Source organism: Comamonas sp. Tr-654 (genome assembly GCF_011752915.1).
In the GTDB taxonomy this organism is placed as follows: domain Bacteria; phylum Pseudomonadota; class Gammaproteobacteria; order Burkholderiales; family Burkholderiaceae_C; genus Comamonas.
In genome coordinates this window covers 468,318-483,941 of the sequence record NZ_VWWQ01000004.1, presented here as the reverse complement: position 1 = coordinate 483,941, position 15,624 = coordinate 468,318, and the positions used below count along the sequence as shown (strand labels likewise).

The 15,624-nt window shown below is 63.3% G+C and carries 15 protein-coding genes; 3 read left to right on the top strand and 12 right to left on the bottom strand.

The features are described from left to right. Window positions 1–43: 43 nt before the first annotated feature. The 11 genes from F3J24_RS15480 to F3J24_RS15430 form a co-directional block, all read right to left on the bottom strand. Window positions 44–820, bottom strand: a complete 777-nt coding sequence (locus F3J24_RS15480) for an SDR family oxidoreductase (RefSeq protein WP_167008073.1) — start codon at window positions 818–820, stop codon at window positions 44–46. Window positions 821–1,136: 316 nt separating this feature from the next. Next, a complete protein-coding gene (locus F3J24_RS15475; protein ID WP_167008070.1) occupies window positions 1,137–1,895 on the bottom strand; it encodes a 5'-methylthioadenosine/adenosylhomocysteine nucleosidase in 759 nt (252 codons plus the stop codon). A gap of 120 nt (window positions 1,896–2,015) precedes the next feature. Further along, the gene (locus tag F3J24_RS15470) at window positions 2,016–3,002 is read right to left on the bottom strand and encodes a tripartite tricarboxylate transporter substrate binding protein (protein WP_167008067.1); all 987 of its coding nucleotides are present in this window, start codon (window positions 3,000–3,002) and stop codon (window positions 2,016–2,018) included. Window positions 3,003–3,191: 189 nt separating this feature from the next. Then, entirely contained in the window at window positions 3,192–3,992 is an 801-nt protein-coding gene (locus F3J24_RS15465) for an aspartate dehydrogenase (RefSeq protein ID WP_167008064.1), read from the bottom strand. A 42-nt stretch (window positions 3,993–4,034) separates the two neighbouring features. Further along, window positions 4,035–4,841, bottom strand: coding sequence for an IclR family transcriptional regulator (locus tag F3J24_RS15460; RefSeq protein ID WP_167008061.1), 807 nt, complete (start codon window positions 4,839–4,841; stop codon window positions 4,035–4,037). Between the two features lie 5 nt (window positions 4,842–4,846). Then, the gene (locus F3J24_RS15455; RefSeq protein ID WP_167008058.1) at window positions 4,847–5,725 is read right to left on the bottom strand and encodes an alpha/beta fold hydrolase; all 879 of its coding nucleotides are present in this window, start codon (window positions 5,723–5,725) and stop codon (window positions 4,847–4,849) included. A gap of 8 nt (window positions 5,726–5,733) precedes the next feature. Further along, window positions 5,734–6,267 carry a cupin domain-containing protein gene (locus F3J24_RS15450; RefSeq protein ID WP_167008055.1) on the bottom strand — a complete coding sequence of 178 codons (534 nt, stop codon included), beginning with the start codon at window positions 6,265–6,267 and terminating at the stop codon, window positions 5,734–5,736. Window positions 6,268–6,504: 237 nt separating this feature from the next. Beyond that, window positions 6,505–8,181, bottom strand: coding sequence for a long-chain-fatty-acid--CoA ligase (locus F3J24_RS15445; RefSeq protein WP_167008052.1), 1,677 nt, complete (start codon window positions 8,179–8,181; stop codon window positions 6,505–6,507). A gap of 213 nt (window positions 8,182–8,394) precedes the next feature. Continuing rightward, entirely contained in the window at window positions 8,395–9,459 is a 1,065-nt protein-coding gene (gene fba, locus F3J24_RS15440) for a class II fructose-bisphosphate aldolase (RefSeq protein ID WP_167008049.1), read from the bottom strand. 130 nt (window positions 9,460–9,589) lie between these two features. Further along, on the bottom strand, window positions 9,590–10,948 hold the full coding sequence (locus F3J24_RS15435) for a histidine kinase dimerization/phospho-acceptor domain-containing protein (RefSeq protein WP_205244791.1): 1,359 nt from the start codon (window positions 10,946–10,948) through the stop codon (window positions 9,590–9,592). Next, window positions 10,945–11,640 (bottom strand): response regulator transcription factor, encoded by a 696-nt coding sequence (locus tag F3J24_RS15430; protein ID WP_167008046.1) that lies wholly within the window; start codon window positions 11,638–11,640, stop codon window positions 10,945–10,947. The genes F3J24_RS15435 and F3J24_RS15430 overlap by 4 nt, the downstream gene beginning before the upstream one ends. 155 nt (window positions 11,641–11,795) lie before the next feature. Between F3J24_RS15430 and F3J24_RS15425 the strand changes: the two genes are divergently transcribed. The 3 genes from F3J24_RS15425 to F3J24_RS15415 are packed head-to-tail and all read left to right on the top strand — an operon-like array spanning window position 11,796 to window position 13,791. Next, window positions 11,796–12,386 carry a phosphatase PAP2 family protein gene (locus tag F3J24_RS15425; RefSeq protein WP_167008043.1) on the top strand — a complete coding sequence of 197 codons (591 nt, stop codon included), beginning with the start codon at window positions 11,796–11,798 and terminating at the stop codon, window positions 12,384–12,386. Between the two features lie 47 nt (window positions 12,387–12,433). Continuing rightward, window positions 12,434–13,189, top strand: a complete 756-nt coding sequence (locus F3J24_RS15420) for a phosphatase PAP2 family protein (RefSeq protein ID WP_167008040.1) — start codon at window positions 12,434–12,436, stop codon at window positions 13,187–13,189. Window positions 13,190–13,215: 26 nt separating this feature from the next. Further along, on the top strand, window positions 13,216–13,791 hold the full coding sequence (locus F3J24_RS15415; protein WP_167008036.1) for a phosphatase PAP2 family protein: 576 nt from the start codon (window positions 13,216–13,218) through the stop codon (window positions 13,789–13,791). Window positions 13,792–13,947: 156 nt separating this feature from the next. On the opposite strand, the gene pyk is transcribed toward F3J24_RS15415, so the two are convergent. After that, window positions 13,948–15,384 carry a pyruvate kinase gene (pyk, locus tag F3J24_RS15410; RefSeq protein WP_003060387.1) on the bottom strand — a complete coding sequence of 479 codons (1,437 nt, stop codon included), beginning with the start codon at window positions 15,382–15,384 and terminating at the stop codon, window positions 13,948–13,950. Window positions 15,385–15,624 lie beyond the last annotated feature (240 nt).

Genomic DNA, 15,624 nt, shown 5'->3' with positions numbered 1-15,624 from the left:
CCCCTAGGGGGAAGGCGCGCAGCGACTCAGGGGGCTATTCATATCAATTCATGACGAAGCCGCCGTTGACGGGCAGCACCTGGCCCGTCACAAAGCGCGCACCGTCGGACAGCAGATAGGACACGGCACCCGAGACATCCTCGGGTCCCTGCTCGCGCTGCAGCGCGCGCTGGTCGACATAGAGGCGATGGCGGTGCTCGGGCACGTACTCGGTGGCCTCGACCAGCACCAGACCCGGAGCCACGGCATTGATGGTGATCGCATCCGCGCCCAGCTCGCGCGCCATGGAACGCGTCATGGCCATCACGGCGCCCTTGCTCGCCACATAGGCCATCAGGTTGGGAGCGCCCCACATGGCAGTGTCGGACGCCAGATTGACGATGGCACCGCGACCGCTGTCCTTGAGAGCTGCGCGGCAGGCACGGGTCATCAGCCAGACGCCGCGCACATTGACGTTCATCACCTGGTCCCATTTGTCCAGGGCAATGTCGTCCATGCCCTTGCCGCCGGAGTCCGTCACGGCCGCGTTGTTGACCAGGCCATCCAGACCGCCGAGGGTCTGCACGGCCTGCTGTGCGCACTGGTCTATGGAAGCAGGGTTGCTGGCATCAAAAGCGACGCCGTGAGCCTCGAAGCCCATGGCGCGCAGCTTGGCAACGGCTTCGTTCAGCAATTCGGCGCGCAGGTCGGCCATCACAAGCTGCGCCCCCTGCTGGCACAGCGTCTGCGCAAAAGCAAAACCCAGGCCGCGCGCAGCGCCGGTCACAAGGATCCGGCGCCCAGCGAGCTGACCGGTGGAAGGCATGGTGTTGAGGGTCATCTTAAACCTTGTTTGTTTCAAATATGAAATGACACTTTTTTCTTGAAACAAGTCTGCAGTTTAGTGAGCCTTCTTTTGAGTCAATACCCGGAGAAACCCGTAGTTCCCACCCCACAGCGACACACGGGCGTAAAAAAACCGCGACAAGCGCGGTTGAAAGGAAAACGGGGCAACAAAAGGCATCCGGCCTGCAACTGTGTGCAAGCCGGATCGAAGTTCATCAATACTGATAGCTTTTAGCGCCTGTCAATAAATGAATACAGGCTAATAGCGGCATGAAAATACCGCGCATCAATCGATACAAGCTACCAAATAGCTAGCAATTCCTCTGATCCTTCGCAGGCGTCAGACGCAGAAAATCCAGCACCACGCGTTGCGCGTAGCGGCTTGCCACAGTGCGCACGAAATCCGAGAAGTCCACATGCGCGCTGTCGTCCGCCCGGTCCGAGATGGTGCGCATCGCAGCAAAAGGCGTGCCGTAATCCAGGCAGGTCTGGGCCACGGCAGCGCCCTCCATCTCCACAGCCAGCACGGCGTGGCCGGCAGCCTCCAGATCGGCTCTCAGCTGCGCGCTGGCCTGGCGCGAGCTGACAAACTGATCGCCGCTGGCAATCAGGCCCTGATGCACACGGGCCGAAGCATACGAAGCCACGATGCCCGAGCGCAGTGCCGAATCGGCGGCCTGCACCAGTCGATCCGTCGCCGCCTCGTCGCAGGCCAGGGTGCTGCGGCCGTAGCCGGGCAACTGCCAGCGCGGAAAGATCGGCGAGGCATCCATGTCATGCTGCAGGAAAGTCCGCGCGATCACCACATCGCCCACATTCACATCCGCGCCAATGCCTCCCGCCACGCCGGTGAACAGAATGCCGCGCACGCCAAAGCGCTCGATCAGCGCGGCAGTGGTGGTGGCGGCGGCCACCTTGCCTATGCCCGACAGCGCACACACCACCTCATGCCCGTGCAGCCGGCCCAGCCAGAAGTCGCGCCCGGCATGGCGCAGGCATTGCATGTCCTGCATGGCGTCGACCAGGCCGTGTTGTTCTTCGGCAAGAGCGCTGAGAATGGCGAGCGTCATGGATGGGGGTACTCCGGAGCATGGGCCGAGTGGCCCTGGTGAAAGCACAAAAGAAAGCACAAAAGCGGCACCAGGCCGCTTTGGGGGGATGCGCAAGAGGCGCGATTAGAGCACGAGGGCTTATTGCGCCTCGATGTCATGACTTTTGATGATGGGCGCCCAGAGCCCGGTTTCCTTGCGGATCAGCTCGCCGAATGCCTCGCCCTTGACCACCCAGGGCGTCATGCCCTGTGCCTTGAGCTGGTTCAGTGCTGCCGGGGTCTTCAGAATCTTGTCGATATCCTCGCCCAGCTGCTTGACCACCTCTGGCGGTGTGTTCTTCGGAGCCAGCACGCCATACCAGGAGGAAATGGCAATACCCGGCACGCCGGCTTCGGCCAGGGTCTGCACATTGGGCAAGAAGCCCGAGCGCGCGGCGTCGGTCACGGCCAAGGCACGCAGCTTGCCCGACTGCACATGGGGCAGCACGGTGGGCAGATTGGCCACGATCATGGGAATGGTGCCGCCCAGCACATCAGTCACGCCCTGGGTCGAGCCCTTGTAGGCCACATGCATGATGTCCGCGCCCGACTTGTCCTTGAACAGCTCGCCCGCCAGATGCAGGCTGGAGCCCACGCCGGGCGAAGCGTAGCTGATGGAGTTGGGCTTGGCCTTGGACAGCGCCACCAGTTCCTGAACCGACTTGGCCGGCACCTGCGGATTGACGGCAATGACATTGGCCGTGCGCCCCATGGAAGCCACGGGCACGAAGTCGCCGAACACGCTGTAGGGCAGCTTGGGCATCAGCGTCGGGTTGATGGTCAGATTGCCCTGAGGCACGACCAGCAGCGTATGGCCGTCGGGCTTGGCGCGCTTGACCATGTCGATGCCGATATTGCCGCTGGCTCCGGGACGGTTATCGACGATGGCGGCCTGCTTGTAGTGCTTGGTCAGGCCGGTCGCCAGAATGCGCGCCAGGATGTCGACAGGACCGCCGGCGGGGAAAGGTGCGATGACGGTGAACTGCGCAGCCGAAAGCTGCTCGGTGGCGGTCGCCGCATGAGCGACGGGCAGGGCCAGGACGCTGGCCAGTGCCAGGCAGGATTTGAGAAATTCGGAGCGTTGCATGAGGGTTCCAGAGGGTGGAGATGTCAAGCCGGCCGAGGTTCGATGCGCGCCCTGTTTGACGACGCGCAAGGAAATATTCGCACAGGCGTGACACCATGCTGAAGTGGGGGATCTGCTTGCAGGTTTCAGCAACAAGCAAGAGAGGTGCCAAGCCCATGGCGCGCATGACGCCGCAAGCCGGGCTCCGGATCAGATGGCCAGCGGCGCCACGTTGTTGAGCACCGAGCGCACAACGCTGTACACCGTCAGCGCCGATGTCTTGGGGTTGGCCGCCAGCGGCTTGCCGCGCATGGTCAGCTCCATGGCGCCGAAAGCACCCCGCGCCTCGACCTGGTGCACGTTCTCGTGGACGCCAGGATCGGCAAACAGACGCACCATGGTCTTGTCCAGCCCCAGCCCGGCCAGCGACAAAGTGGCCGCCACATTGGCATTCTTGGGATAGAGCTGTGCGGCCTCGCGCGCCGAGCCCTCGAAAATGCAGAAGGCCTCGGTCAGGCCGTCCAGATCGCAGACCTGCTCGGCCGGCGTGCCGCTCCAGGCCTTGGGCGGCTTGCGGCCCGTGTAGACCACCGTCTCCAGTCCGCCGACACGCGCTGCCGCCAGGGCATCGATGCCGCCTATGGCGCCCGACAACAGCTGGGCCTGCGTCTTGCCGGCCTCGGCCGCGGCATGTACGCGCTCGGCCATGCCCGGGGCACTCAAGGCACCTATGGATGCGATGACCGCAGGAATGCCACGCGCCAGCGCCGACAGCACATGCTCCTCGATGGCGGCATGGCCTGCGCATTCCACCAGTAGATCCGGCACCGCATTGCTGGGCAAGGCCTGCAGCAGCTGCGCCTGTGGTGCCACGCGGGCAGCCGTCTCGCGCACGGCTGGCGTGATCTCGGGAACCAGTACCCAGCCCACCTGCAGCCGGGTATCTCCGCTCAAAAGCTCCAGCACACTGGAGCCAATCGCGCCGCAGCCAATCAAAGCAATATTTTTCATCTCTAGACTCCTGAAAAATGCGCTGGCCCGGCGTGATCGGGGTCAGCGCAAATGGTCCGGATGCTGCTGGCGCAAATGAGCGGACAGGGCTTCTGCCGCCTCTTGCACCTTCTGCACCCAGAGCTGGGTTTTCTCGGGCACCAGCTCGGTAAACGGAATGGCCATGGCCAGTCCCGCAACCACCCGCCCGTCTGCGGCGCGCACCGGCGCTGCAATACTGGAAACACCTGGCTCGTAAAAGCCCTCGCCCATGGCGTAGCCACGCTCACGGTCCTGGACCAGCAGGCCCAGCAGCTCGTCGATGTTGCGCGGCGTGCTCTCGGAAAACTGGGGCAATTCCTCGCCGCCAAACACCGAGCGCAGTTGCGCGGCATCCATGTCATGCAGCAGGGCTCGCCCCAGCACCGTGGCATGTGCAGGCAAGCGCGAGCCAACGCGCACAGCGCCCTGGAACGCTCCGGCCGGAGTGACGCGCGCCACATAGACCACGGAGGTGCCGTCACGCAATGCAAGATTGCTGGTCATGCCCAGCTCATCGCACAAGGCCTGAAGGGCAGGCTCGGCCAGTTGCGCCAGCGGCTGGGTGGACAGGTAGTCGTAGCCCAGACGCAGCACTGCCAGACCGAGTCGGTATTCGGTACCGCGGCGCTGCAGATACCCCGAGTTTTCAAGCGTGGTCAACATCCGAAACACCGTGGAACGCGGCAGCTCGAGGTTGCGCGCCAGCTCGGGCGCACTCCAGACAGGTTGTTCCGGGCCAAAGCAGGCCAGCAGGCGCAGTCCTCGCTCGAGGGCGGGCACGGTGTAACGGTCTTGGTCGTTGGTTGAAATCTCTGGGGTTTCGCTCATGGCAATCAGCTGGTGTTGGGCAAATGGCTTTGGTTCAACAAAGATGCCAGCCTATGCGCAACCTCTACAGGTTGTTCCACGGGTGAAGCATGACCGGCAGCCGCAAGCGTACCGTAGTGCGCGCCCAGCAACTCGGACCAGGCTTTGCAAGCTGCAGGCGGAGTCACCACATCGTGCTCGCCGACCCAGACCTGAATCGGCATGCCCAGTCTGCCCTGTGCCTGCGCCAGATCGCCGCCGCAGAGCAGCTCGACCGCCTGCGCATAGCCCTGCGGCTGCATGCGCGCCGTATTCCAGCGCACCCATGCACGCACGGCTTCAGGGGCCTCGGAAGACACCAGACGCTGGTCGATGACGGCCGCCAGGCCGGCGACACCTTTCTCGGCCAGCGAAGCCAGACGTCCTTCGCGTACCCTGGCTTGCTGCTCGGCCTTGGCCGCTGCGCCGTAACCACCGGCCGGGCTGATGAGCACCAGTTGCTCGACCAGTCCGGGAGCCGCCGTGACTGCCAGCCTGGCAGCCATCAGGGCGCCCAGGGAATGACCCACCAGCAGGCAGCGCCGCACACCCAGCACATGCAGCGACTGGGCCAGCGCATGCGCATAGTCGGCATCGGCAGGCGCGGCTGGCGCCAGCGGCGTCGACATGCCATAGCCGGGTGCATCCCAGGCCAGAACGCGCGCCTTGTCACCCAGCTGCAGCGCCACATCCAGCCAGGACGCAGCCCCGGAGCTGATGCCATGCAGCAGCACCACCGCAAAATCGGAGCTGGCATCGCCAGCCTCGCGCCAGGCAACCTGGGCGTTCTGCGGGAGCTCTACCAGTCGCTCGGGAAATCCGGTCTGCAGCAGCTGCAGCTTCGGCGACAGCAAATCCTCGTGCATGACGAAGCTCAGCGCTTGATCTTGGCCAGCGGATGCTCTGGCGGATAAGTCGGCGTGACGGGCTTCTTGGCGCCCAGCATCACGCACATCAGCGCATCTTCGTCACCGACATTGATCTCTTCGCGGTACACGCCGGGCGGCACCGAAACCACATCGCGATCGGTCAGGATGGTCTCGAAACGCTCGCCGTCCTTTTCCAGCACCAGCTTGAGCTTGCCGCGCATCACGAAGAACACCTCTTCGACATCGGTGTGCAGATGCGAAGGGCCTTCATGGCCGGCAGGAATCACCATGGTGGAGAAGGTGAAGTTTTCCGACGGAATGGTGTTGCTGTCGGAGGCCACACCCGTGCCGCCCGTGCCGATGTAGCGCATCTGGCCGCGACGGTACTTGGGGTCGAAATCGGCCTGGAACTTCAGGGCATCGAAGTCGTACTTGCGCGTGGCAAAACGCGCAATGCGTGTGCTCATCCAGTCTTCAAAGCTGGAGCCCTCGGGGCGGTCCCAAGTGCGGGCATTGTTGTCCTGTGCGATATCGCTCATATGTCTCTCCTGAAACCGTTGATGAACACAAAAAGCAATCTGCTTTTTGTTTTACTAATAAAACCAGGTTCATTTGGCGAAACAATTATAAGAAGACTTGCCCGATCGCAACAAGCACATTTCTTTGCCAGCGAGCTCTTGTCGCCTTTTCATCGAGGCAAACGCCAGATTTCAGACGCAAAAAAAGGAGCGCCAAGCGCTCCTGTGAACTCGCCTTGAAGGACAAGATGAAAACTCTCAGGCGTCGCGCAGCTCCCTGCGCAAGATCTTGCCCACGGGTGTCTTGGGCAGATCGGCACGGAAGACGATGTGGCGCGGGCGCTTGTAGCCGGTCAGATTGGCATGGCAGTAGTCGCGGATGGCCTGCTCGGTCAGTGCCGGGTCCTTTTTGACGACGATGAGCTTGATGGCCTCGCCGGATTTCTCGTCGGGCACGCCGACCACAGCGCACTCCAGCACGCCAGGGCAGTTGGAGACCACGTCCTCCACCTCGTTGGGATAGACATTGAAGCCGCTGACGATGACCATGTCTTTCTTGCGATCCACGATCTTCACAAAGCCGCGCTCGTCCATGGTGCCGATGTCACCGGTCAGGAAGTAGCCGTCGGCCGTCATGACCTTGGCAGTTTCGTCGGGACGCTGCCAGTAACCGGCCATGACCTGCGGGCCCAGCACGGCGACTTCGCCGGGCTGGCCGAGTTCGTTCACATCCCGGCCATCGCTGTCGACCAGCTTCACATAGGTGCTGGGCAGGGGCACGCCTATGGTGCCAGAGTAAGCCGTGGCCGTGACCGGGTTGCAGGTCACCGAGGGGCTGGTTTCCGAGAGGCCATAGCCCTCGCAGATCGGGCAGCCGGTCTTCTTGAGCCACAGCTCGGCCACGGCGCTCTGCACGGCCATTCCGCCGCCCACCGACACCTTGAGATGGCTCCAGTCCACGGTGTCGAAGTCGGGGTGGTTGGCCAGGCCGTTGAACAAGGTGTTCACGGCCGGAAAGCTGTGGAAACGGTGCCTGGACAGCTCCTTGAGCGTGGCCTTGAGATCGCGCGGATTGGGGATCAGCACGGTCTTGCCGCCGGTACGCATGGCCAGCATCATGTTCACCGTGAACGCGAAGATGTGATACAGCGGCAGCGCGCAGATGCTGGTGGGCTGCTCGCCTGCTGGCACCTTCTTCATGGCGGGCTCGTTCCAGGCTTCGGACTGCAGCACGTTGGCAATGATGTTCCTGTGCAGCAGCACGGCACCCTTGCTCACGCCTGTGGTGCCGCCCGTGTATTGCAGCAGTGCCATGTCGTCGGCCTTGAGCACCGGCGCCTTCAGGCTGGCGCCACGCCCCTTGGCCAGCGCGTCCTTGAAGCGCACGGCACCAGGCAGGCTGAAAGCCGGCACCAGCTTCTTGACAGAGCGCACCACGTAATTGACCAGCATGCCCTTCAAAAGGCCCAGCTCGTCGCCCATGGCGCAGAGCACGATGTGCTGCACGGCGCTGCCATGCATGCCGTCCTGCAGCGTCTTGGCGAAGTTCTCGATGATGACGATGGCCTTGGCACCCGAGTCCTTGAGCTGATGCTCGAGCTCGCGTGCCGTGTAGAGCGGGTTGACGTTGACCAGCACATAGCCGGCACGCAGCACCCCGGCCACCGCCACCGGGTACTGAGGAATATTGGGCATCATCAGCGCCACGCGGTCGCCGCGCTGCAGCCCCAGGCTTTGCAGATAGGCGGCAAAGACCTTGCTCTGGGCATCGACCTGGGCGAAGGTCAGCTCCTTGCCCATGAAGGAATAGGCCACCTTGTCGGCATGCTTGGCAAACGCCTCCTCCATCAAGGCCACCAGCGATGGATACTGGGACGCGTCAATGTCCGCAGGAACTCCCTCTGGATATGCATTCAGCCAAGGACGGTCACTCATTCTTCTGTCTCCGTTTCTTATCGTCTGATCCGGCCATTGTGATAAAAAGCACGGTCGTTCGATACTGTAGTAACCCTAGGAAACAAGCAGGGTCACCTTGGTAACAGAGGTCCAAACCCATGAAAAAAGCCCGCAGGCAACAGACTGCGGGCTTTGAGTGTTTTCAGCCTCCAGCGCTTACTGGTAAAGCGCTGAAAGCTATCAAACTTGAGTTTACTTGACCAGCTGGGCCAGATCGCCGGCAGCGTACTTCTTGGCCATTTGCTCCAGGCTGTAGCCCTTGATCTTGCCGCCCTGGCCTTCGCAGCCGAACTCGATGTAGCGGGCCTTGCAGACTTGCTTGGCCGCTTCGCGGGCAGGCTTGAGCCATTCGCGGGCGTCGAACTTGTCGGGGTTCTCGGCCAGGAACTTGCGCACTGCGCCGGTCATCGCCAGACGGATGTCGGTGTCGATGTTGATCTTACGCACGCCGTACTTGATGGCTTCCTGGATTTCTTCCACGGGCACGCCGTAGGTTTCCTTCATTTTGCCGCCGTACTGGTTGATGATGGCCAGCAGCTCCTGAGGCACGGAGGAGGAGCCATGCATCACCAGGTGGGTGTTGGGGATGCGGGCGTGGATTTCCTTGACGCGGGAGATGGCCAGGATGTCGCCTGTGGGCTTGCGGCTGAACTTGTAGGCGCCGTGGCTGGTGCCGATGGCGATCGCCAGTGCGTCCAGCTGGGTGGCCTTAACGAACACGGCAGCTTCTTCGGGGTCGGTCAGCATCTGGCTGTGGTCCAGCTTGCCTTCGGCGCCGATGCCGTCTTCTTCGCCGGCTTCGCCGGTTTCCAGGTTGCCCAGGCAGCCCAGTTCGCCTTCCACGGTCGCGCCGATCTGGTGGGCCATGGCCACCACCTTCTGGGTCACGTCCACGTTGTAGTCGAAGGACGAAGGCGTCTTGCCGTCGGCCATCAGCGAGCCGTCCATCATCACCGAGCCGAAGCCCAGGTTCAGCGCACCCTGGCAGACTTCAGGCGTGGTGCCATGGTCCTGGTGCATCACCAGGGGGATGTGGGGATACATCTCGGCGGCCGCCTGGATCAGGTGCTTGATGAAGGGCTCACCGGCGTACTTGCGGGCGCCAGCGCTGGCCTGCAGGATCACGGGCGCGCCGACTTCGTCAGCCGCCGACATCACGGCCTGGACCTGTTCCAGGTTGTTCACGTTGAAGGCGGGGATGCCATAGCCGTTTTCAGCAGCATGGTCCAGCATTTCGCGCATCGAGATCAAAGGCATGGTGGGTTCCGTTCAAAGTTTTGAGAGGCAACGCCCCCGGCGATGAATCACTGCAGTGCGCCGCACGACAGCTGTGGCCCGGGGAAAGACCAGCGGCCACGCTTCGGTAACCGCTTAGTAACCGGGTATTTTAACCGGCTAGCGGTATTTCCATGCGATAGCAGGTGGTGAAGCCTTGTGGTGCCTCGGCCACCATGAAACGGCCGCCATGGGCCTGCATGACGCGGCTGACGATTTCATGGCCCAGATGCAGGCTGTCCACGGGCGGCACATGGGCCGGCGCCGCATCACGCCGACCATCGTCGCAGACCTGTACCCAGGCCAGTGCTCGGGCCGAATCGAGGCCGGCCTGCACCTCGATCTGCGTGCCGCACGGCGTATGGCGCACGGCGTTCTCGACCAGATTGCGCAGCGCCGAATCGAGCAGCAGCGCATTGCCACGCACAGGCAGCTCCTGCGGGGCCTCCACGGAAATCATGTCCTCGCGCTGCCAGGCATGCTGAGCCTGCGCCGCCGCCACATTGCGCGCCACATCGGCCCAGTTCACGGTCTGCAACGGTGCATCCAGCATGCCGCGCCCGGCGCGGGCCAGGGTCAGCAGCTGATCGAGCACATGGCCGGCATGCAGTGCGTCCCGGCCTATGCGCTGCAGCGCGGCCTGCAAGGTTGCGCTGTCGGCCTGCGTTGCCGACTTCAGCGCCTGGGCCTGAAGCGCGATGGAGGCCAGCGGCGTGCGTAGCTCATGGGCCACTTCGTTGGCCAGATTGCGCTCGCGCTCAAGCGCCTCCTGCTGGCGGTCGAGCAAGGTGTTGATGGAGCTGACCATGGGCGCGAGCTCGCGCGGCACATGGGCGTCGGAGAGCCGCTGGTCACGGCTCAGATCCAGCGCCTCCACGCGCTGCGTGAGCTGGTTGAGCGGGCGCATGCCGCGGCGCATGGCCACGCCCAGCGCAATCACGATCACGGGCAGCAGCCAGAAGCCCGGCTCTATCATCTGCATGGCGATGTCGTCGGCCAGGCTGTCGCGTTCGGCCAGGTCAATCATCACCGTGACCTTGGCTGTCCTGTCGTGGCTCCACTGCGTGTAGCTGCGCCAGGCCTGGCGTTCATGCACCCCAATCGTGGCAAAGCCCTGCTCGATGTCGAAGTCCGGCAAGGGCGCCTGACCGGTGCGCGAGATCAGCAGACCTTGCGCATTCCAGAGCACCACGCTCAGCGACTCCTGATAGTCATGGGCGTGCAGGCCTGCAGGCGGCTGGACTGCCGTGGTCTCCCCGGCCGGCACGTCGTCCTGCACATGCCAGTTCAAGGTCAGCGCTGCCACTCCGGCCAGATGCCCGTCGGTCAGCTCGTCGGCCTCATGGACCCCGGTCTGATAGCCCCAGATGACGAAGCTGCACCAGACCAGCACCAGCCCCCCCAGCATCCAGGCCAGCAGATTCAGCTGCAGCGAGCTGCGGCGCTTGCCGGTCTGTGCAATGGTCTTCATTCCTGCTCCTGCGGCATGAAATAGCCCACACCGCGCATGGTCACGATGATCTTCTGGCCCAGCTTCTTGCGCAGATGGTGGACATAGACCTCCACGGCATTGCTCTCCACCGTATCGCCCCAGCTGTAGAGGTGCTCCTCGATCTGCGTGCGCGACAGCACGCGCCCGCGTGCCAGCAGCAAGGCCCAGAGCACGGCGAACTCGCGCGGTGAAACCTCCACCTTCTGCCCTGCCTGCCTGATGGTGCGCGCTGCCGGGTCCACCTCCAGATCCGCATGACGGATCACCGGCGAGGCTTGACCGGCGGCGCGGCGCATCATGGCGCGCAAACGGGCCTCCAGCTCGTCCATGTCAAAGGGCTTGACGAGGTAATCATCGGCGCCCAGATTGAGCCCCGCCACTCTATCCTGCACCTGATCGCGTGCCGTGAGAATCAGCACCGGTGTGGCCGGATCGGGCAGCTGCGGTACACCGGGCCGGCTGCTCTGCAAGCGCAGGCGGCGCACCACCTCGCTGCCATCGCCATCGGACAGCCCCAGATCCAGCAGCACCGCATCGAAGCGCTCGGTGCTCAGGGCATGCCAGGCCTCGGCCACGCTGGCGCACACATCCACCGCATAGCCGCGCTGCATGAGATTGGCTCGCAGCCCTGCTGCAATGCCTTCGTTGTCTTCGACCACCAGAATTCGCATGACCGCATTGTGCGGGTCAATGCCGAATCCGCTCAACTTGCCGGTCAACGCCGGGGCCCGCTTCCCCTGCTCCCGCATGGACTTGACATCCGCAGGCCCGGATTTCGCCTTAACATCGGCCACCTTTCATTGCCGCAATCCGCCGCAGCGCCTTCATGTTCTTCTTCGATCCGTTTCTGTTTGCGCTGTTCAATGCCGATGCCCAGACGCACTGGTTCAGCATCCAGCTGGCACGTTCGCTCTCGGCCTGGCTGCCCAATCTGAGCGGAGTTCTGGTCCTGCTGGCCCTGGTGTTCGCCTCACCGGCAACACGCCGCACCATGCTGATGCTGCTGCTGTCCATGGGCACGGCCTGGCTGATCGCCAGACTCATACGCTGGGGCTTTCCAGCGCCGCGCCCGTTCCAGCTCAACCTGGGCACGCTATGGATTCAGCATGGCGGACGTGCGGGCTTTCCCAGCCTGCATGCCAGCGGTGCCTTTGCCCTGGCCATGGCCATCAGCCTGGGCACGACCCGCCATCGCAAGCCTCTGGTCTGGCTGGCCTGGCTGGCCGCCATCGGAATTGCCTGGAGCCGCGTCCATCTGGGCGTGCACTTTGCCTCCGACCTGCTGGCCGGGGCGCTGGTAGGCATCAGCTGCGCCCTCATTGTCTGGAATATCGCCTCGCGGCTGCGCCGCCGCCGCCATCTGCGCGTCGTGCCGCATCTCAAACGCCTGCGCAGCGCATGGACGGCCCAGGGCTGAGCAAGACCTTAAGCGCTTGTTAAGAAGCGCTTTCTATCGTGGCGGCCATGAAGTCGTCCGCCACCTCGCTCCCCTTCCCTACTCTTCGCCAAGCCTCCGCTCCAGCCCTGCTGAGCTGGACCGTCATCGCCATGGCCTGCGTACTGGCCTGGGATATGAGCGGCCTGGACATGGCCATGGCGCACTGGTTTGGTAACAGCCAGGGCTTTGCACTGCAAAACGACTGGTTCATGGTCAATATTGCCCATGAAGGCGCGCGCAAGCTGGCCTGGATCATCGTGACGGGGCTGAGCCTGGCGATCTGGTGGCCCGTCGGCTGGCTGCGGAAAGTACCTTATCCACGCCGGATACAGCTGGTGGTAGGTTCATTGATCGCACTCGTCGTCATGACCCTGATAAAACGCATCAGTGTCACCAGCTGCCCTTGGGATCTCAGCGATTTTGGCGGCGTTGGCCACTATGTCTCTCACTGGGCCTGGGGCGTCACGGATGGCGGCAGCGGCCACTGTTTTCCGGCCGGCCACGCCTCGGCAGGCTTTGCCTTCATCAGCGGCTACTTTGCGCTGCGCCACGATCTGCCGCGTGCCGCGCGGCTGTGGCTGGCCGCGGCCCTGGTGGCCGGATTTGCCCTTGGCCTGGCGCAGCAGATGCGCGGCGCCCACTTCATGAGCCACACCCTGTGGACCGCCTGGCTGTGCTGGACGGCCAGCTGGTTGTGCGATCTGTTCACCACCCACCGCCTGGCACACCAGCGGCCTGCGGATGCGGCCCTGTCTCCTGACGAGCTGCTTGCCTCGGACTAGGCGCTGCACACACGCAAAGGTCATTCATGCTGTTCTTCGATGCCCCTGTTTTTCAATTTCTGAATGCCAACACCCAGAGCCCGCTGTGGTGGATTCAGGCCTCGCGCTTTGCCTCCACCTGGCTGCCCGGCCTCTGCGCCCTGCCCGTGATCGCCGCCATGCTGGCGCTTGGCAAAGGCTGGCGACGCAGCCTGCAACTGGCCCTGCTGTCCATGGCCTGTGCCTGGGTCGCCTGCCGTCTGATTCGCTGGGGCCTGCCCATGCCCAGGCCAGCCCAGCTGAGCATGGGCATGCAGTGGATAGCGCATGGGGCCAGCGCCAGCTTTCCCAGCATGCATGCTGCCGGTGCCTTTGCCCTGGCGCAGGGCATCAATCTGGGCGTGGGCAGGCACCAGCGCTGGCTGGTCGTTGTCGCATGGCTTCTCGCCACCAGCGTGGCACTGAGCCGCGTGGTGCTGGGCGTACATTTCCCCTCGGACGTTCTGGCCGGCATGCTGGTCGGTACCGCCAGCGCCGTACTGGTCTGGCGCAGCGCCCTGCAGATCCAGCAAGCCCGGCGCCGCAAACAGCTCAAGCGCCGTCTGCAACCCCAGCTCGGCTGATTCACGCTATCAAAACAAAAGCTGCCAGCGCTTTAACCGTAAGCGCTGGCAGCTTTTTGATGAGGCATGCTTCAAGTCAGAGGCATCGAGCAAGAACCGCCTCGCAGCGAAGATGCCGTCCCCCTCGGGGGGAAGCGGCATGGCCGCTCAGGGGGCTCACTCCACCCGGCAGATCTTGAGCATATTGGTACCGCCGGGCTGGCCCATGGGCTCGCCGCAGGTAATGGCGTAGACATCGCCGGACTGCACGATGCCGCGGGCCAGCAAATGACCCTTGGCCTGGTCCAGTGCCATGTCGCGCTCGGCGCTGGTGTCCATCAGCAGAGGACGCACGTTGCGGTACAGCGCCATCTTGCGCTGAGTGGCCAGCTTGGGCGTCAGCGCGTAGATGGGGATATGGATGCGATGACGGCTCATCCACAGTGCGGTCGAGCCGGAGTCCGTCAGCGCCACGATGGCCTTGGCACCCAGGTGATGCGCGGTGAACAGCGCGCCGATGGCGATGGCCTGGTCGGTACGTTTGAACTGGCTGTTGCTGAAGTCGGCGTCCTTGACGCGATCTTCGGCCGCTTCCGCAGCGGCGCAGATGGCAGCCATTTCACGCACGGTCTCCAGCGGGTACTTGCCGGCAGCGGTTTCGGCGCTCAGCATCACGGCATCGGTGCCATCCAGCACGGCATTGGCTACGTCGCTCACTTCGGCACGGGTAGGCACGGGGTTGGTGATCATGGACTCCATCATCTGGGTCGCTGTGATCACCACCTTGTCCATGTCGCGCGCCATGCGGATCATCTTCTTTTGCAGTGCGGGCACAGCGGCATTGCCCACTTCCACGGCCAGGTCGCCACGGGCAACCATGATGCCGTCGGAGACCTTGAGAATCTCTTCCAGGCGCGGAATGGCTTCGGCACGCTCGATCTTGGCGATCAGGCCGGGCTTGTGGCCGTACTGCGCAGCGGCCACATTGCACAGCTGGCGTGCCATTTCCATGTCGGTGGCGTTCTTGGGGAAGCTCACGGCCACGTAGTCGGCCTGGAAGGACATCGCGGTCTTGATGTCTTCCATGTCCTTGGCAGTCAGTGCGGGAGCCGTCAGGCCGCCGCCTTGCTTGTTGATGCCCTTGTTGTTGGACAGCTCGCCACCCAGCTTGACGATGGTGTGCACCTCTTCGCCGCGCACGGCGTCCACGGTCAGCACGATCAGGCCGTCGTTGAGCAGCAGCACGTCGCCGGCCTTCACATCCCGGGGCAGCTCCTTGTAATCGAGGCCCACGCCGTTGATGTCGCCCAGTTCGGTGCGCGATGCATCCAGCACGAAACGCTCGCCGGGCTCGAGCATGACCTTGCCCTCGGCAAACTTGCCGACGCGGATCTTGGGACCCTGCAGGTCGGCCATGATGGCCACTTCGCGGCCCGCGCGCTGGGCGGCCTCGCGCACCATGGTGGCACGGTCGATATGGTCCTGCGCCTTGCCATGGCTGAAGTTCAGGCGCACGACGTTCACGCCTTCGCGCACCATTTGTTCAAGCAGTTGCGGATCGCTGGAAGCGGGGCCCAGTGTGGCGACGATCTTGGTAGCACGACTCACTTGCATGAAATGTCTCTCTCGCGATGGAATGTAATCGGGTTTCAATTCTGGCACGAATGCGGTTACATGACTGCATCTTGCACAGCGCTGCAGCACCAGGCGAGCAAGCCTCAGAAAAGAAAAAACAGTAGCTGCTTGCGCCTATCCACTCTAGAAATCAGCGTAAATAATGCATGAAATGTCTATATTTCAAGCGCTTGCAGCTACTGATTCGGAAGCATAAGAGGGAAACTTGCGCTGGAACCG